The organism is Caldicellulosiruptor changbaiensis, from assembly GCF_003999255.1.
GTDB classification, from domain to species: Bacteria; Bacillota; Thermoanaerobacteria; order Caldicellulosiruptorales; family Caldicellulosiruptoraceae; genus Caldicellulosiruptor; species Caldicellulosiruptor changbaiensis.
In genome coordinates this window covers 33,526-52,049 of sequence record NZ_CP034791.1, presented here as the reverse complement: position 1 = coordinate 52,049, position 18,524 = coordinate 33,526, and the positions used below count along the sequence as shown (strand labels likewise).

Here is an 18,524-nt window from a genome sequence, read left to right as displayed (position 1 = left end):
AAGAGAAGTATAAATAGCCCTCTTTACAACAAAGTTCCCTGTTTTGTTTTTTTGAGATAACCCAAAATTTTTTCCACAAGCCAATTATTAGAATTATCTTCAAGAGAAATTTTTTCATATTCGTAAAAATCAAGCTGTGTCATTAATTCTTTTTGGTTTGCCTCAGCTTTCAAAATAGCTTCCCTGTCAAGTTTTATAGAGCCATCTTTTTCCCTTATTCTTATTTCATCCTTTTCAAGATCAAGTCTACTACACAGAAGTGGTGAGTTGACATCATATTTTTCCGCATTTTTGAGGATTGAATTTCTGCTAAAATTTGCATAGCAGTAAGTGCAAAAGTGTTTGCATGTGTTGAATATCCCAAGGTCTATACTCTGGACACATCCGCACACCTGACGCTGGTTTTTGTCTTTTTTAAAGCTTGCTGTCCAGTATGGGTCCTTTTCTCTTTTTAGCTGCAAAATAAGCTCGCCATCTACACAATGCGCTTTTTTTAGCCCCAGTTGTTCGACCGGTAGATCTTCTGCACAGGTCTCAACACTGAGGTTATACTTTTTCCCAATGCTGCCCATCGCACCAAAGAGATTGTAAAGCTCTTCTGCCGCAAGATCTTTGGCATTTATTCTATTTAACTCATCCACTGCCTTGCTGTAAAAGTCAACATAGCTTATTATGCACTTTTGCGTATAGGGTGAAAGCTTTTCGCAAAGCTCTTCGAACTTTTCTTTGTGGTATTCCAAATCCATCTTATCTGTGATAATTATAGGGTCATACCGCCAGATAACTCTCTTTTTGCCTATCATGTTTGAAAGCTCTATAAAGGTTTCGATAACCTCATCCTTCGAAGGAATGCCAGGCTCTATGTCTTTTCCATAAGGGGTAATTGTGAACTGAAAATAATAAGTGTATTCCTCCAGGTATTTGAGCTTGTCCAAAAAATTCTTAGGATTCTTTGTCCAGAAAACTATGGCATCAACATCTTTTGGATGGAGCGATACTGCAAAAACCTGAGTCAGTCTCATAGGATTTCGGTACATTGCAAAACCTTCTTTTATTCTGTTTATAAACCAATCGCCATAGAAGGCTGGAATATCTGTCCTTCTACTTGCACTTATTATCACCATCTCAGCCCCTTTTTGCTAAACTAACATCAGCATTTTTAACAAACACAAGCTGTGCACTTCTGTACTGATTCCACATCTCAAAATAGTTCTTTAATTCCTCTGGAACACTTTCCATGTCAATATCACACTTTGAATGAGCACAACCAAAACAAAGGCTTAGGTCACTGTTGTATGGAAAGTAATATTTTAACACTGCGATATTGTAATTGGTCCAAAACTTTCGAGCCAAATAATCAAGGATTTCTCTTCCTTTTACTTCTTCAGGATTCCTCAAAGCATACTGTTGTGTGACGTTTGTATCGTTGAAAATTATCATAGTAGATTTTGGCAATATATCGAAAGCTTTTACAACAAATTTCTCAGCAAACCTCTTAACAAAAGCTACATCATAGTATTTTGCCATGTCTGAAAGAACGTACTGAAATGAGATGATATTGGGCTTTTCGCACCTCATAATATCCTCAATCTTATGAAATTCATTAATCGCATCCATGTACGTCACTTCAACTCTTGCCAACTTATGCTTCTTGCCGTGTTGTATGATAAATCTGTGAACCTCATTCCAAAGCATGCTCTTTTCAAATCCATGGTATTCAATCATACTTTTAGGCTTGTACTTTCTATAGTACGCTTCAAATCCAAAAAGATCTGTGCACGGTCCACAACCAACTGAAAGAATCCTGGGATTGTCTGGAAGCCTGGAGTTAATCTGTTCAAGAAGCATGAAGATCTCGCCAGCATGCTTAAGAGAGTATCTTCCGCAATAATAGTATATCATATTCTTGCAGTCATAATCACGAACATTGCTATTGTTCTTCCTTCCGAAGTGAACCTTTGGAAGACACTTTTCACAAGTGCTTTTTCTCTGATAGAATGAATTGGAATAACGAACACATACCGAAGAGTGATTTTCTTTTGCTATCCTCATAACGTCATATACAAGCAGGCACATTTTTATTTCATTCCCTTTTGAAAGGCATGGCTTGACAGACAAGAATAATTTTAATAACTGTCTTTAAAAATTTTGAGGTCAAAAAATTTACGAAGTTTGTAGAAAAGATAGAATTAAAATTATTTTGCTCGTTGTGAGGAACAATAAATTTGGTAAGAAAGGAGCTTATATGGAAGTTACAAGCAATAGATGAGAATATATGCGGCAAATGTGCATAAAACCAACATTTTGACCAAAAGTCATATCCGTCGACCTTAGGTAGTAAAATTTTAAGGGTTAATTTGTATGCGTTTTCATTCAGATTTGATGTGGCTTTTTAAAAGCTTTTGGCAGTAGCTGGATAGACGGAAGGCTTTGAGGTGGTTATATAGTCTGATTTTTCTGGGCTGATTTAAGTTTTCCACAGATGTTTTGATATAAAAACATTGACATGGGTGTATAATCTTGATATAATAAAATCAAGCTTTTTTACGTGTTTGTAGCCTGCCCTTTGGGGATTGAAACTACTCTCACTTGGTCTTTGGTATTTAAGCTAATATGTTTGTAGCCTGCCCTTTGGGGATTGAAACTTGCAATGCATATCTCGCAATTTCTGACAATGTCATTCGTTTGTAGCCTGCCCTTTGGGGATTGAAACACCATTTCCCATACTGTCATAAAATCCCCTCCTTACTGTTTGTAGCCTGCCCTTTGGGGATTGAAACGCATTTTTTGTAGCCTCATTATACATGTCAAGTTTGCTGGTTTGTAGCCTGCCCTTTGGGGATTGAAACTGGCCTTTCACCAAGCAGTAGGTCAGCCCAGAGTGGTTTGTAGCCTGCCCTTTGGGGATTGAAACACTGCATAACCAAAGTCAAGCCCTCTTCGAATCCTAGTTTGTAGCCTGCCCTTTGGGGATTGAAACATTCTTCTTTCTTGCGTATATATCTTGCCAGCAAAGGTTTGTAGCCTGCCCTTTGGGGATTGAAACGTCTTTCCTTAATTGAACTGTTACCGTTCCACCTAATGTTTGTAGCCTGCCCTTTGGGGATTGAAACTACAAAATTACTCGGAATTAAATCCCTACTATTTTGGTTTGTAGCCTGCCCTTTGGGGATTGAAACGGATTTTTTAATTTCATAATGTATTCTTCTATCATTGTTTGTAGCCTGCCCTTTGGGGATTGAAACATAACTTTTGCATCTTCAAAAACAAAAGCAGTTTCAGTTTGTAGCCTTCCCTTTGGGGATTGAAACACAAGATTTGTACCAGCTGTCCAAGTCGCAGCATATGTTTGTAGCCTTCCCTTTGGGGATTGATGCAGAAGAAGAGGATAAGAAAATATGTTTGATATTTTCCTTCCCATCTGCTATAATGTTTTCAGAAGAACTCCTCAGGTGAAAACAATGAATAATAACCAGCTCCCTCATAACATAAACGACCTTGAGTACAAATACATATTCTCTAACAAAAGCATTTTCCTCAGGCTTCTGAAAAGGCTTGATGAGATTGGAATATTCAAAAATCTTACAGAAGACCAGCTTGAAAGAATTGACAAAAGCTATGTGCTACCTGATTTTTCTCAAGAAGAAAGTGATTTGCTTTATAAAGTAAGCTTAAAAGAAAAAGAAATTATCTTTTACATTTTGTTTGAACACCAGTCTTCAGTTGACCATTCAATGCCCTTGAGGCTTTTGTTTTACATCACAGATATATACAGAGACTATATCAAGGATTTTGACAGAGGGGAAATAAAGAAAAAGGGATTTACATTACCGGCAGTTGTGCCGATAGTATTTTACGACGGGGAAGACAGGTGGACAGCCGCAAGAAGACTTAAGGAAAAGATTTTAGGATTTGAGGAGTTTGGAAATTGCGTAATTGATTTTGAGTATATATTGATTGACTTAAACCAAGCAGAAAGCATTTTGCAGGTAAAAGACATACTGAGCTTAATATTGAAGCTCAACAGGATAAAAAGGTATGAGGAGTTAGAGAGGCTAATTTTAGAGCTTGGAGAATATTTATTGGGTGCAGAGGAGAAGGAGATAGAGGTATTGAAGGTATGTTTGCCAGCTGCTTTGAGGGAGCTTGATGAGATAGAAGTTGAGGCTGCCAAAAGAGCGATTGATGAGAGTGTAAGAGGGGGTGAAAAAGTTATGCCACTATTTCAGAATTTGAGAAAGATAAAAGAAGAGTTGATTTTTGAAGGACTTCAGCAAGGACTTCAGCAAGGTTTTGAGCAGAGCAGAATAGAGACAGCTGAGAGGATGATTTTAAAAGGTTACAAAGATGAGGAGATAGCAGAGATTACAGGGCTTTCGCTTGAGAGAATAAAAGAACTTCGTGTAAAGCATAGAAATTGATTGAAATTTTGAAAAATATCCTTTTGCCACAAGCGTTTTTGATGCTGCTTGTGGCTTTTATTGTTTTAGCAAGCAGCAGAATAGAGATTTCAACTTTTGAGTTATTATTCGAAAGACAATTTATATTATTTCATTTTGACCAAAAGTCACATCTGTCGACCTCAGGTAGTAAAATTCTAAAGGTTGATTTGTATGCGGTTTCAAAAAGATTTGGCATGGTTTTTGCAAAACTTCTGGCAGTAGCTGGATAGACGGAAGGCTTTGAGGTGGTTATATAGTCTGATTTTTCTGGCTTGATGTGAGTTTTTCACAGATGTTTTGATATAAAAACATTGACATGGGTGTATAATCTTGATATAATAAAATTAAGTCTTTTAACGTGTTTGTAGCCTTCCCTTTGGGGATTGAAACTTTAAATAAGGAATTTTCCCCCATTGTGATAAATCTGGTTTGTAGCCTTCCCTTTGGGGATTGAAACGATTCAAGAAGGCTACTTAGGACTTTTAAAAGCTATGTTTGTAGCCTTCCCTTTGGGGATTGAAACTGTTTAGTCATTGAGTATCTCCTCCTTCGCATGTTTTTGTTTGTAGCCTTCCCTTTGGGGATTGAAACGTCTTTAACCAACCCAAGTTGTATGGTGTAGTTGTGTTTGTAGCCTTCCCTTTGGGGATTGAAACCATTTAAAACTGCCTCCTTTTTCATGTTAGCGGGTTTGTAGCCTTCCCTTTGGGGATTGAAACACATGATTAGTGACGTTGCAACGCCACCCATCAAAGGTTTGTAGCCTTCCCTTTGGGGATTGAAACATTCTTTTAATGTCAATAATGTGATTCTCAATCTTTGTTTGTAGCCTTCCCTTTGGGGATTGAAACTTTCTTTGCTGCTGCCTGTCCAAAATCACTCTCTGGGTTTGTAGCCTTCCCTTTGGGGATTGAAACTCAAGACGTGCCAGGGTAAGAGGTCTGCCTCTTGTGTTTGTAGCCTTCCCTTTGGGGATTGAAACTTCTTCTTTTCTTGCCCTCAGCCGCCCCGCCCACGGTTTGTAGCCTTCCCTTTGGGGATTGAAACTATTTAGTACATAACCAATACTTACCATTCAACAAGTTTGTAGCCTGCCCTTTGGGGATTGAAACCTACAAACATAAAAAGAAGAAGACAAATATTGATTTGTTTGTAGCCTGCCCTTTGGGGATTGAAACGGTTGCACCAATGTTCCAACCCTGTACTCTAATTCGGTTTGCAGCCTGCCCTTTGGGGATTGAAACACTTTCAGCACAATCGAATAGTCGTTTAAATCTTCATGTTTGTAGCCTGCCCTTTGGGGATTTAAGGAAGAGTTGGGGCTTGTAGTCTTCAAATTTAAGGATTTAAACAGAAAAAGTGAGGACTTTAAAGCAAAAAAGCCACAAAGAGCAAAAGGCTCTCTGTGGCTGATTTTTAATTTTTCCAAATTTTTTAAACTTGATTTTTTGTTTGAGATAGTAATTTGAGTGCCTCTTCAACAAGCTCCTCAAACTCTTTGATTATTTTCCCACTCCCTATCCTGTCTTTAGTAAAGCCAAAATGCATCACTGAGTTTCTTTTTGCCTTTATCCTCTCAATAAAACCTGCAATTTCTATCGGAATACTTTTAGCCATCTCATGTATTTTTTCATTCTCTTTTGTCTCAGCTTCATATATATTCTTTGTCTCTATTTGTTCATTTTTCTGCTTACTCTTTTTGGTTGCTGCAGCAGAAACAAGTTTTCTAACATCTGAATCATTCTCATCAACTCCTAAAACCCTGCAAAGATAGGTTATCATAGTTTCCTCTAACGCAACATATCCTTCAGCTATAAGGGAATACTCTTTGCACCACTTGATAACTTCTTCCCCAACTATAAGGTTATCGGCATTTTCAAACTTCTGAGTTTTCTGTTTTATCTTTTCCACCATTAATTTGAGAGGCTTGAAATATCTGCATCCAAGTTTTGAACCTTTTCAATTTTTTCTCTTAAATCTTTGTGAGCAGCAAAAATTGACTCATCGCGATTCTGTGTACATCTGCCTCTTAGAGTAAAGATAGAATCAGTAAAATTTCTCAAAGACTTTGCAAAGCTGATTAAATCGTTTATTCCTTTGAACCACTCGTTTGAAGCAAACATCTTTTCAATCTTCTTTTCAGCTATCTCTATATCCAAACCACTTTGGATAAGTTTTTGCTTTTCGTTTTTAACACAAACATCCTTTTTACAAAGCAATGTATTTTCAAGATACGAACCATCTCCAAAATGCAGGAATGCACTCACTCCAAAGCTCAAATCCAAAAGGTCTATGAATGGAGTAAAATTTAGAATTGGCTTGTTGCTATCCTTTACTTCAAAAAGTCCATAATATATACCCAAAATATTAATATTTTTTACTGTTTTTAGATAGCTTAACATAACAACAATAAGCATTGGTAAATACCTATAGCCATGAGTTATGTCAAAGACTATCTCGTCCTCTTCCTCAATATGATTAACTACTATTTCAAAAATCTTCCAAATATCTTGTTCCGAAAAACCATTGGGTATTTCAACGGCTTCAACTTCAAATTTAATAGTTCCTGCCTCTTTTAGTTTTTCAATTTCTCTTTTCAAACTTTGATTATTTTCATCTCCACCATCCCAGTTTACCCTCTTTGCTTCTTGTGTAACAAATATGAACCCTTTTGCATCTTCATCCCACTGATTGCAAATCTTCTCTAGTAAGACTACCTGCGTGTACTTTGCATACTTTGAATCATTTTTATCCAAAATATTTAACGTGTATGTGCTAGGTGTGTAGTTGTTTGCCCCTAAAAAACTCAAAAACTTCTTTCCCATCTCACATCATTTCCTCCAAAACTTTAATTTTTCGTATGGTAACTTTTCACCAATTTACAAAGAAAGCTTATATATGACCCTTTCATTTTTGAGCTTTATATCTTCAACACAGCCAAACCCAAGAGCATTTTTCGGCCCTATCCCTGTAAAATACGCAACCTCAACAATATCTTCGTCACCATCAAGCAAAATTAGACCTGAGTATGCTTTGTTTGGAGTGCCATTCAATATAACCACAGTTTCTTTTACCGTATTTTCAAAAAATTTGAGATTAATATCATCTAAAGAAAAGATTCTTTTTTTAAAAACGCATGCTTTATTTACCACATTTCCTTTCAAAAACAGTTCAAACTCATTTTTCGTTTGTTCTGAAAGATTTATCCTACACATAATTGGAGATAAAGTTTTTACTATCATTTTGTTTTTCCTTTTAAACTTCTTTATAGCAAACGAATCCAAGCACATTGTATTACCATAAAGGGTTATTTTCTTCTCCTTGAGTAGTCCCTCAAGAAATGAAAACCAAAAATTTTCATCGATGCTAGACACAATAAGGTCAACATATCCTTTTTTAATTTCTAACTTTGAATTTATAACCCTGTATTCCTGAGGAAATAAACGTGAAAATGTATATGGTTTGTAAATAGTTTTCCCTAAGCTAAACCCACCTTTGTCAACAAATTCACGGTATTTGGGGTTGAGCAAATTTCTAACTGCCTTTGCCAGTTCAATATTGTAATGTATGCTTATATTCATATCATTTTCTGTGTAAAATCTTATTTTATATCGCATATTTCATTCTTCCTCGATTTCTAATTTTACCCATCCTATAGGAAGCTTATTTTCGTCGTCAATGTTAATGGTATAAGGAAAAAAGTCATTTTTTTCTAAATTATTAGAGTCAAATGACATAAAGCTTTTTGCATGAATGCCGCTTTTTCCTATCTTTATTACAATATTGCCTCTTTCGCACTCAGACCAAAGATCATTGTAAAAGTTTTGACTCTGACTATTTAAACTACCAATCTTCTGAGCAAAGAATTTTTCCTCGGCTTTTACCAATTTTTTGCTGTATATTTTCAAACCTTCAATGCAAATATCCATTACGTTTAGGTCTTCAATGTAGTTTGAATCTTCGTAAAGAAAGCTTAAAGAACTCAATGGTTCTCCGTCATGAGGTACTGAAACTTGCACCTTTCCTGCAAAAAGACTTCCTTTTTGAGCAAGCTCAAAGTATTGAGGTAGGGCTGACCTGTTGTTCGCCCTGCTTAATCTCTTCACCTTTTTAACTATGAAACTTCCTTCTTTAAATACAGCATCTAAACACTCTACAGTTCTAAAAAGACTTTTTTCGATAGAATCAAATATATCTTCAGCTTCTCTTATTTCATCTAAATATCCCTTTTCTTCCCAACTACTTTGAGCAGCGTAGAAAACTTTTAAACCTTTTTGAAAGTCCTCTTTACTTTCAAAAGTTTTAAAAAGGCTTTGTGTGTTATCAATTCTTGCCTGGGCATTGTTAACTTTTAATGATTTTAAATTCAATCTTGCTTTTTGTCCTCTTGCATACACGTACTCGATATCTTCTAAAAAGAAACTTAAAAACCCTGTATTCAGGATACCTTTAATTGTACTTGCAGGAACTGCATAATTTTCTGTTACCTCATTCTCTTTTATATCCAAATATCTCCAAAATCTACTTATACTTAGCATATTCTCATAGTTTCTGGCAAGTTCTAATCTGCGGGTTTTAAAATACTTTTCCAAATATTCAGGGTTATTTTTCAAAAACTCTTTTACATCCTCAAGATCTCTTTCAGAAATTATCCCATCTTTTAGCATATTAAATACAGCCTTGCTATCTATGATGTAAGCATACTTGTCATGTATGATGTAGTCTGAGCTTTCCACAACAGCGTCTTGATTTGCGCTCACACAAAAGTCTGTCAAAGCCCTCAAACGTAACTCGTATGTTTTTACAGAATACTTTTCTTTCAAATCTTTTCACCACCTATTTGAATGAGCCTCAACGGAAAAATGCAAGTATATATAAATCTTCCTTTGTACTCTATCAAAAAACTCAAATCTTTACCTTTTGGAACTACAACTGAACTTCTTTCTGCACAAAAGTATGGGGGTTTGAATACACCATAGCCCTTGCTGTCATATCTAAATGTTTGATAACTTTTGAATTGACATGCTGAAACTGCTTTGTCAAAAAGGATTGTTGAAGCTATGTTTACATATTCTTTTTCAACATCCGGCTCACTGTCAAAGAACTGCTCAGTCACTTCATCTCGGCAAAGTATTCTTTGATTGTGCCTTAAAAATGAGATTTTCCCCTTACCGATTGACACATCTGGCCCAAATCCAGTAAGTTCAATGACTTTAAAACACTCTTCTATTTTGTTAACAAGACTCGGCTTTTTACATTGGATATAAATTGAATAACATTGCTTTTTAGAAAATCTGAATTCTTGATGGTAGAAAAAAATACCCACTTCTGATGCAGCGCTTTTTCTGTTTACCTGAATTCCTATGCGGTAAAAATCAACTGGATCTTTTACTTTTGAAGGATCTGCCTCTTTTAAAATTCCGCTATTGTCTATTTCAACCAGACTTACACTCTTCGCAAGTTTTTTGTTCTTTCTCGCAAGCTCTCTTCTTTCACGCAAACTAAGGGAATTTTGATCATCTTCATAGGGCGGTATAATTCTTGGAACGTAGAAATATCTTATAAAATCATCTTCTTCCTCTTCTGAAGGTAGTGCATCTGAAATAAGAACATTTTGTGCCATGTCAAAAACAAGTTCTTTTGCCTGTTTTTCTTCTGTTAGCTCAAAAACCTTATCTGCAATCGCTCCAAAAATAACAGGAGATATGAGTTTTGAAGATGACGAACTTATCAAAAAATCTGCTCTGTATATCATCTTTTTTCTTCCCCTTTTTACTGACAGTTAAGAATCTTCTGATTTTTCTTCAACTTTTACAAAACCATCTTCTGATTTGACTATTTCATAAACCTTTTTCTCAATAATCTTATTTCCATTCTCTCCAAACTCAACCTTACCATAACCTCTTGTCCCAGAACCACCTAAGTAAGTAAGTTCTATCAGCGTTAATGCAGTCTCAATGTATTTAATATATTCTTCTACTTTTTCCTGGTCTTTTTGATAAATTCTGAGTACAAATTCGCATTCAAATTCTGTGCCAGCGGGAATCCTGTCAAGCGTGCGCGGATCTTTCGCAACTCCTGTTACTCTGTTTATGACATTCTCTTTTTTAATTTCGACATAGTCACCAACAAAATCCAAAAGAAGCTTTTTTGATTTTTCAGTCATGAAGCTGTCTCTTACAATAAGCCTTGTTACTTCTTTTTCTCCTGACTGAGGTTTGTTTTTAGCAGCTCCAAAGAGTACACATATAGGACAATTTCCACAATTGCATGGATCTTTAGTTCCTTTTAATGTTATTTCTAACGACGACCTCATTTTACCTTTCAACGACGAACCAGGTATATACGGCTCATTTGTTAGAGGGTCTCTTATCACCGGATTGTCTATATCTCCAATCTTCAACTCTTCTCTGCTTCCACCAATCCTCAAACCTGTTTTTATCTTCATTATTGTTTTGAGCACTATTATTTGTTTTAAAAGCATCTCATTGTTCTCCATCAAAAACCCTCCAATTTCTTAGTTTTTATTATCTCACTTCATAAACCCAACCAATGTTTCAAAAATTTTTATAAAAGCTTCAAATTGATTGTAGCTTGTAGTTATCTTAGTGGTTGAAATGTTTATGAATTCCTTCAAAGCATTGTAAGAAAGTTCCTTAATCTGCTTTTTTGCTTCATTTCTCTCCTCTTTTAGTTTTCTTTCAACAGTGTAATTCACTTTAGATTTTACAAATATAAGCTCGGGTTTGATCTTCATAAACGCATTTTCTTTTCTTGTTTCTGCATCTTCTATCTCTCTTTGCTCTAACTGAACAGTCTGGAACTTGCGTTTTATAGAAATATAGTTGTCATATATATTTCGGATGCTTGAAGATGTCACCCCAACGTCACTATCATTTTGAACATAAGCTGCATTCAGATACTCTGCAAACTTTTCTATTTTTTCTGCCACCTCATATCTGATACCATGTTCATCACAAAAACCATTGTCGTCTTTAATTAACTCAAATAAATCATGTTTATTTTGTTCCAATTCTCTCTGCTTATCTTCGTCAATTATTAAAGTTGATGATCTTTGATTTTGTGAAGTGGCAGTCCTGTTCTGAGCATTTCTATTATTACCTCTATGGGGCAAGTTATTGGGTCTTGGCATGACAAAAATCACTCCTCACTTTCTTTTATTAATTTCCTGAGCGCTATATTTATCGCAACAATGGCCATTGACACATTAGAATTATCGGTATGAAGGCTCATAAAAGAATCCAAAAATTCAATCACCTCTTTTTTCTTATCTTCAGATAAGTTTTTATTATTTTCTATAAGCCTTGTTTTTAGATATACATAGTGGGAAGTTGCCTTAATCTCTTGGTAACAATTTCTAAGTTTTCTCCATTCAAGTATTCTCAACAATTTTCTTATAATTAGTTTGCCTAAAACTTTTTCATTTACATAATCTACAATTTTCTTAGATATATCTAAGCTTCTTCGCAGCTCTGGATAGCTTATCACATTATCAAACAGAAATACTCTATTTTTTATTTTCTTAGCCTCTTCAAGTCCTTCATTTAATTTTATCAAGACACTGTCAAAATTTTCATGTGCCCTGTGGAAATATATCGAAGCTGTCACCGTAACATTTTTTCTGTCTATCACTTTACCTGTTACAAACTGGGAAAATTCTTTTTCAATCTCGTCAATTGCTTCTATAACCTTGTACCACACACCGGTGAGCAAAAGATCATCGCCACCGCTATATAAAATCATGACATCATCCTTGAACTTTTCATTTATTACTTTTTTAACTCCTTCTGTGAAAAACAAATTTAAAAGCCACGACGCATAAGAAAGTCTGGTGATAGAAAACGGATAGCTTTCATTCTGTAAAACCTTTATAGGATAAATACTGTACAGAATAAAACCCAAATCGTCAATGTCCATCTTTGCTGTTGCAATTATATTGTCTGAGTCACTCATCTTTTCTAAGCAATCCAAACTTGCCAATTTCATTGTAAGCCTTTCATCTTCTTCTGAAAGAATATGTTTGTAAGGCTCAGCACAATCATCGTATTCAGGACACCTTTGACAAAAATCAGCCGTGTAAATAAACTTTCTTCCCTGTAAAAATGTATCAATGCACTTTCTATTTTCTGCCTCACTTTTGGTAAAGGTCAAAACCAAGGCACTATTACTGTCAGCACCAGCAGATAACAACTCTGGGTCCTGTATGTTTTCAACGTACAGGCGGTCAAATAAAAATTTTAACTTTGTAATATCTTCGTTCATCCATTTCTCTTCAACTTGACAGCACTTACATACGAAATTCTCACCAGATAATATCGTCTTGGAAGAGTTTATTTTGCAATTTTCACATTTGAAATATGCTTTTTCAAAATATTTTTCGTGAATAAAAGGAGCTATGGTATCAAATGATCGTGCAAATTTCTTTTCAGAGAGCTTCTCTCCCAAGCTTTTTAATTCATTACCTAAAACATAGCCATTTTCATATACTGAAATTCTCTCATAAACAGCTTCAAAATAAATCTTTGATTCGAAAATCTCATCTACTGTTTTTTTAATCTCCTTTATTCTCTCTTGAGCTTTTGAAATGTATGAAAGAGGGATTAATATCAAAAATGCTCCTCCGCCATAAAAGATGATGTTGAAAGGATACAAATCTAATGTTTTAACTATATCGTATGGAATTAACATGTTGAGGATAGACACTAACTGCGACCTTGTTATAATTCTTTTCAAAGGTTTCTCAATTTTACTATTTATACCAGAAAAGATGTAATCCTGAATTTTAAACAATCTCCCATAAACTGCACCATATTGCTTGCGTTGTTCTATTTGTTCACCATGCTCAAAATCTATTAGTCTGTTGATTGCAAACATGGCAGTTGTTGCACTGTGGTGGTACAGCGAAATGTCTCTTATCTTTTCCTTTCCGCTCGAAGTAATGTATGTTGTATGCTTTTTGAGAATGTAATTCAACCTTAATACAAATTCATATTGGTTTTTACTTTCCTCAATAAGAGTCTTAAACTCACTTTCAAAAATTTCAAACCTTTTTCGGTTATCCTCCACAACAGGGTGCGCAGGGTTAAGTTCGGGCCTTTCATAGACAAAGGCATCCTGAGGTGAAAATGCTCTTACATACGAAATATGTTCAAAAATTTTATCTTCTTCTCCCTGACGAAGCGCCTCATCAATATCAAACGCTTCATTTATAAAAGACAGTATACTGTGAATTGGTACATATTCTTGAGAACCACTGGTCTCTTTCTCTTGCCTTCTTTCGGATGCAGAGTCCCAATCTGAATAAATTAAAATCTTCAGTAAGTTGTTTTCTGCATCGCTACAAGCTGAGCTTTTGTTTATTTTTTCAATATTGTGGTGATTTTCTATGAGTCTTTTTATAAGTTCTAGTTCTTGATTGGTAAATAGATTTTTGTTCCTAAACTTTTCCATATACTTTTCTAAAAATTTTTTTGATTCTTCCTGGTGGGAAAGAGATCCAAGCCCACTTCTTCGGATAAATTTGCCAATATCATGTAAAAGAGCCGTCACAGCAATTAAGTTTCTATAAGTTTCTTTCCCCAAGCACAATCACCACCATTTCAAAAAGAATTGGCGTTTTTAATGACTAGTTACTTTTATACCAACATAATACAATATAATATGACAAATTTCAACATTTAAACCTCCAAAATGTTTGAGTTTTATAAGCATCTATAACTCTTTCCTCTTTCGTAGATTTTTCAATTTGAAATTTTAATCTACAAAATTTTTTAGTAAAAGTAATTTTTACATACTTGTTTTGTTATGAGCTTTACAAGTTTTAATTTTTTCAAAGGCAACTCTTGTTTAAATCCATACTCACATATAATCTCAAAAGCTTAACTTTACGATAATCACAAAATTCTTCTAATTTGTATTCTCTATTTCCATCCTCTGTTGCAATATTATTCACAATATTTTAAAAAATCATGAATACTAATACATTTTGACCAAAAGTCATATCCGTCGACCCCAGGTGTAAAATTTTTAGAGATTGATTTGAACACGGTTTCATCCTTGTTGGTTGTGGGTTTATCTTGACTACTGGCAGCAGCTGGATAGACGAAAGACTTTGATTTGGTTTTAAGACTTGATATTGTTGGCTTTGAGTTTGTTTTTAAGGTATGTTCTAAAATAAAAACATTGACACTGGTGCATAAAGTTGATATAATTAAATCAAGCATTCCAACAAGTTGTTTGTAGCCTACCCTTTGGGGATTGAATTTACTAAGTAATATCAAAATAGACCCACGCACAACGTTGTTTGTAGCCTACCCTTTGGGGATTGAAACACGTTCTTTTTGCTTGCTATTATCACCTTCTATTTAGTTTGTAGCCTACCCTTTGGGGATTGAAACTTTACTTTCTCCTGCCATTTTTGTCTTCGCTTCTCCATAGTTTGTAGCCTACCCTTTGGGGATTGAAACGCTTGGAAACATTACTTGCCAATGCACCATACATTTAGTTTGTAGCCTACCCTTTGGGAATTGAAACCTACTATTTATCTTCTTGGAACAGCAGAAAAAGGTCGTTTGTAGCCTGCCCTTTGGGGATTGAAACGCAGACTGGACAAGTGTGAATATCCACAATAGTTCCGTTTGTAGCCTGCCCGTTGGGAATTGAGAAAGGAAGGGAGCTTGTAGACTGCTCTTTAAGAATTGAAACAATCTTTAAAATGCCAAACAAAAGAATTTAACCTTAGGCTTCAGCAAGGACTGCAGCAAGGAATTCGTGAAAGTCAAATTAAAATAAAATAGCTAAGAAGATGATACAAAAAGGTGCAAAAGAGATGGGAAGAATAGCTGAACTGACTGAACTTGATATTGAGGAGATAAAGAAAAATTGAGGAAAGAGCTTTTGAATTGAGGATAAAAATTCTACGCCACAATGCCGATTTTAAGGAAACTTAATTAAAAACAAGTTCTTTGCCTCTTCTGCATATTCCAAAAGTCTTTCTGAAAAACCTGCTCTGCTAAAGAGGACATAAAACTCTTTTTGGTCTGGAAATACTTTTACATTTTCTGCTTTTTTCTTTAAGTCAAAAAAGACATCAATATCAGCCATGTTTTGCGAATATTTGCACTCCCCAAAAACAACATGCCTCATGCTTCTCCCAATGCCTACTATATCAATCTCTGATTTTCCATCCCACCACTTGCCTATTTTATCTACATGAACATCCATTTTTTTGCTTCTTATTAAATCACTCAAGATTTGTTTACAAACTTCTTCATAAACATAGCTTATATGACTTGCTACTATTTTTGACCTTATATTTTCAATTACATATTCAATGTTGTCAAGTTCTAATTGTTCTCTATAAGGATATACAAATTTAAACCAGAAATTTATAAAATTGTCGTTTATAAAATACAACCCTCTTTTGCTCTTCTCAGGATACTCCTCTGTAATCGGAACCTCTCTTCTTATGATATCAAGCTCTATCAAGGTATTTAGATACTTTGTAAGTTTTGTTTGTGGCACAGAAAGGCTTTGGGCAATCTGGCTGAGCTTATGATTCCCAAGTGCAATGCTCTTGATTATCGAAAAATAACTTCCTATCTCATGAACTTCCTTTTCAAGCAAAAACAAAGGCTCTTCATATAAAAAACTTTGTCTGCTTAGAATATTCTCTTCAATTGCCTTGTAAATATCACCTTCATATTTGAACATTTCTAAATATTTCGGAACACCACCAACAACCGAATATATCCAGATAAATTCGTCGTCTGATGCATCTGGAAAAAATTCTTTTGCTTCTTTGAAGGAAAACTGCTTTAACTTTATTTGCCCTGTTCTTCTACCATATAAAGGACTGGAATAAGACAGAGCATATTCTTGCATCATACTAATCAAAGAACCGCACAAAATCAGCATGAAATTACCACTTTTTAGTTTTTCATCCCAGATCCTTTGAAGAATCGAAGCAAAAGCTGGATTTGTCTTGCATAAGTTTTGAAATTCATCAAATACTATCACCATTTTTTTGTCGCTTTTTGTCTTTACTAAAATATCGAAAATATCATCCCAACTTATACCAGATAATTTTTCTATCAAAGGATTTTTCAAAAAACTGCTCACCGCTCTTTTAAAATATTCTATGTTCTGACTTTCTACTTCCTCAGAACCTAAAAAATAAATGGCAGGCTTGTCTTCGATAAATTTTTTAATAAGTGCAGTTTTGCCAATTCTTCTTCTTCCATAAATAACAACAAGCGATGATTTTTGCTCTTGATACTGCTTTTCTAAAAAATCAAGCTCCTGCTTGCGGTTTATAAACTTTTTCATAAAAATCACCTCATATTTATTATACTCTATTTTATTATACTTTAAAGTATATTTTGTGCATCAGTATGTAGTTTGTTTTAAGTGTCAAAATATCTTGATGTTTTATTTGCTAAAAACATTTTGGTTCTCATCTTTATTGGTGGGCTGTTTATCAACGTTCAAAAAGATTTTATTTTTTATATTTATACACTCAACATTGAAAGAGATTTCATTTTGACTAAAAGTCATGTCTGTCGACCTCCGGTAGCAAAATTTTGAGGCTTGTTTTGTATGCGATTTCAGGCTTGTAGTGTGTAGATTAGATCAAATTGCTGGCAGCGACTGGATAGACGGAAGGGGTTAAAAGGGTTTTATGGCTTGATTTTTCTTTGCTGAGATGACTTATCCACAGATGTTTTGATATAAAAACATTGACATGGATGTATAATGTTGATATAATAAAATCAAACTTTTCAACGTGTTTGTAGCCTACCCTTTGGGGATTGAAACTGGAAGAGTTCATATATGGAGTGATAAATAAAATCTGTTTGTAGCCTACCCTTTGGGGATTGAAACGTCGGAAAACTATAAATCACACTACCAGTACCATCCGTTTGTAGCCTACCCTTTGGGGATTGAAACCTATCATCTTCTTAGACTTCACTAATAGCACCGCCTGTTTGTAGCCTACCCTTTGGGGATTGAAACCCTTCTGGTTTAACAAGTACGTAGTAATCACCTTCAAGTTTGTAGCCTACCCTTTGGGGATTGAAACCAGTCCTGTCCTACTCTTTCAGCAATGAGTTTCTGTGTTTGTAGCCTACCCTTTGGGGATTGAAACCGTCGTCTTCGTCTTCATCTTCATCATCATCTTCAGTTTGTAGCCTACCCTTTGGGGATTGAAACACTTTTATATTGACTTCAAAATTGGTATCTTCAGCGGGGTTTGTAGCCTGCCCTTTGGGGATTGAACCGCTGTGGCTGAGGTTGCAAAATTCCCTGTATCTATAAGTGTCAATAAAATAAAGTGCTCTTCTTAGTTTGTTTGATTGAACACTTTTTTCCGATATGTTAAAATTTATTGTTAGAAGTAGTTTTATTAAAAGGTGAACAAAATGATAATTAGGAAGATAGTAAATGGCTATCAACTTGAAAAGATAGTGGACATTCCAGAAGCAGCAAAAAATATGCCTGTTGAATTGATAGTCAGAATACCCCTAAATAAAAGAAAAAAAAGTAAAAAAGGTGATGAAATTCTAAACGAATTGTCTGGTGTGTTTGGCAAATATAAAAACCCTAATTTAATCCCCAGTGAAGAAGAAGCATGGAAGAATACTGTGAGGGAAATATATGAGAAAGAACAATAAGAAAATTTTAAAACTAATTGATGCCAATGTGATTCTGCGTTTTTTACTAAATGACATTGCTGAGCTTAATCAAATTGCCAAGGAAATTATCAAAAACAATGAAGTATTAATTTTAAATGAAGTAGTTGCCGAAATTGTTTACGTGTTAGAAAAAGTCTACAAAGTAGAAAGGAAAAACATTTGCAACACGTTGATAAAATTATTTAATCATCCAAATATCTTTGTTCAAGACTTAGAAATGTTAACTGAGGCATTCAAATTTTATGCAGACAAAAGTATTGATTTTGTTGATGCTATATTAGTTGCACAAAACAAATGCAAAGGTTATACAGTCTATACATTTGATAAAAAACTCGAAAAACATTTGCATTCATAATAAAATACACTC

At 34.8% G+C, this 18,524-nt stretch carries 15 protein-coding genes and 3 CRISPR repeat arrays; of the genes, 4 read left to right on the top strand and 11 right to left on the bottom strand.

Features of this window, described 5'->3' with window-relative positions; all coding sequences use genetic code 11:
- Positions 1-23: 23 nt before the first annotated feature.
- A complete protein-coding gene (locus tag ELD05_RS00225) occupies positions 24-1,124 on the bottom strand; it encodes a DUF1848 domain-containing protein (protein WP_307720913.1) in 1,101 nt (366 codons plus the stop codon).
- 1 nt (position 1,125) lies between these two features.
- Complete coding sequence (locus ELD05_RS00220; RefSeq protein ID WP_127350860.1) at positions 1,126-2,076, bottom strand: hypothetical protein; 951 nt, start codon at positions 2,074-2,076, stop codon at positions 1,126-1,128.
- A 474-nt stretch (positions 2,077-2,550) separates the two neighbouring features.
- Positions 2,551-3,377: a CRISPR direct-repeat array (repeat unit 30 nt; unit sequence GTTTGTAGCCTGCCCTTTGGGGATTGAAAC).
- 21 nt (positions 3,378-3,398) lie between these two features.
- Between ELD05_RS00220 and ELD05_RS00215 the strand changes: the two genes are divergently transcribed.
- Together ELD05_RS00215 and ELD05_RS00210 are read left to right on the top strand one after the other, a co-directional pair.
- Complete coding sequence (locus tag ELD05_RS00215; protein WP_241243535.1) at positions 3,399-4,421, top strand: Rpn family recombination-promoting nuclease/putative transposase; 1,023 nt, start codon at positions 3,399-3,401, stop codon at positions 4,419-4,421.
- A complete protein-coding gene (locus ELD05_RS00210; protein WP_127350859.1) occupies positions 4,418-4,672 on the top strand; it encodes a hypothetical protein in 255 nt (84 codons plus the stop codon). The genes ELD05_RS00215 and ELD05_RS00210 overlap by 4 nt, the downstream gene beginning before the upstream one ends.
- A gap of 130 nt (positions 4,673-4,802) precedes the next feature.
- Positions 4,803-5,753: a CRISPR direct-repeat array (repeat unit 30 nt; unit sequence GTTTGTAGCCTGCCCTTTGGGGATTGAAAC).
- A gap of 123 nt (positions 5,754-5,876) precedes the next feature.
- Here ELD05_RS00210 and ELD05_RS14690 read toward each other — a convergent pair.
- The 9 genes from ELD05_RS14690 to ELD05_RS00160 all read right to left on the bottom strand — a co-directional run bounded on the left by ELD05_RS14690 (position 5,877) and on the right by ELD05_RS00160 (position 16,790).
- Positions 5,877-6,356: a TM1812 family CRISPR-associated protein gene (locus tag ELD05_RS14690; RefSeq protein ID WP_127350858.1), complete on the bottom strand. Its 480-nt coding sequence runs from the start codon at positions 6,354-6,356 to the stop codon at positions 5,877-5,879.
- On the bottom strand, positions 6,356-7,267 hold the full coding sequence (gene csx2, locus ELD05_RS00200) for a TIGR02221 family CRISPR-associated protein (RefSeq protein WP_127350857.1): 912 nt from the start codon (positions 7,265-7,267) through the stop codon (positions 6,356-6,358). Before csx2 ends, ELD05_RS14690 begins: the two co-directional genes overlap by 1 nt.
- 54 nt (positions 7,268-7,321) lie before the next feature.
- The gene (cas6, locus tag ELD05_RS00195; RefSeq protein WP_127350856.1) at positions 7,322-8,059 is read right to left on the bottom strand and encodes a CRISPR-associated endoribonuclease Cas6; all 738 of its coding nucleotides are present in this window, start codon (positions 8,057-8,059) and stop codon (positions 7,322-7,324) included.
- Positions 8,060-8,062: 3 nt separating this feature from the next.
- The gene (locus ELD05_RS00190; RefSeq protein WP_127350855.1) at positions 8,063-9,265 is read right to left on the bottom strand and encodes a hypothetical protein; all 1,203 of its coding nucleotides are present in this window, start codon (positions 9,263-9,265) and stop codon (positions 8,063-8,065) included.
- Positions 9,262-10,197 carry a type III-A CRISPR-associated RAMP protein Csm4 gene (gene csm4 / locus ELD05_RS00185; protein WP_127350854.1) on the bottom strand — a complete coding sequence of 312 codons (936 nt, stop codon included), beginning with the start codon at positions 10,195-10,197 and terminating at the stop codon, positions 9,262-9,264. Before csm4 ends, ELD05_RS00190 begins: the two co-directional genes overlap by 4 nt.
- 27 nt (positions 10,198-10,224) lie before the next feature.
- Positions 10,225-10,941, bottom strand: a complete 717-nt coding sequence (gene csm3, locus ELD05_RS00180) for a type III-A CRISPR-associated RAMP protein Csm3 (RefSeq protein ID WP_206516899.1) — start codon at positions 10,939-10,941, stop codon at positions 10,225-10,227.
- A 33-nt stretch (positions 10,942-10,974) separates the two neighbouring features.
- Positions 10,975-11,595 carry a type III-A CRISPR-associated protein Csm2 gene (gene csm2 / locus ELD05_RS00175; protein WP_127350853.1) on the bottom strand — a complete coding sequence of 207 codons (621 nt, stop codon included), beginning with the start codon at positions 11,593-11,595 and terminating at the stop codon, positions 10,975-10,977.
- Between the two features lie 8 nt (positions 11,596-11,603).
- The gene (gene cas10, locus ELD05_RS00170) at positions 11,604-14,045 is read right to left on the bottom strand and encodes a type III-A CRISPR-associated protein Cas10/Csm1 (protein WP_164742548.1); all 2,442 of its coding nucleotides are present in this window, start codon (positions 14,043-14,045) and stop codon (positions 11,604-11,606) included.
- Positions 14,046-15,398: 1,353 nt separating this feature from the next.
- Positions 15,399-16,790, bottom strand: coding sequence for an ATP-binding protein (locus tag ELD05_RS00160; RefSeq protein ID WP_127350851.1), 1,392 nt, complete (start codon positions 16,788-16,790; stop codon positions 15,399-15,401).
- Positions 16,791-17,249: 459 nt separating this feature from the next.
- A CRISPR array of direct repeats spans positions 17,250-17,743; the repeat unit is 30 nt; unit sequence GTTTGTAGCCTACCCTTTGGGGATTGAAAC.
- Positions 17,744-17,884: 141 nt separating this feature from the next.
- On the opposite strand from ELD05_RS00160, the gene ELD05_RS00155 reads away from it, so the two are divergent.
- Both ELD05_RS00155 and ELD05_RS00150 read left to right on the top strand, forming a co-directional pair.
- A complete protein-coding gene (locus tag ELD05_RS00155) occupies positions 17,885-18,136 on the top strand; it encodes a hypothetical protein (RefSeq protein ID WP_127350850.1) in 252 nt (83 codons plus the stop codon).
- The gene (locus ELD05_RS00150; protein WP_127350849.1) at positions 18,120-18,512 is read left to right on the top strand and encodes a PIN domain-containing protein; all 393 of its coding nucleotides are present in this window, start codon (positions 18,120-18,122) and stop codon (positions 18,510-18,512) included. Before ELD05_RS00155 ends, ELD05_RS00150 begins: the two co-directional genes overlap by 17 nt.
- Positions 18,513-18,524: the final 12 nt, after the last annotated feature.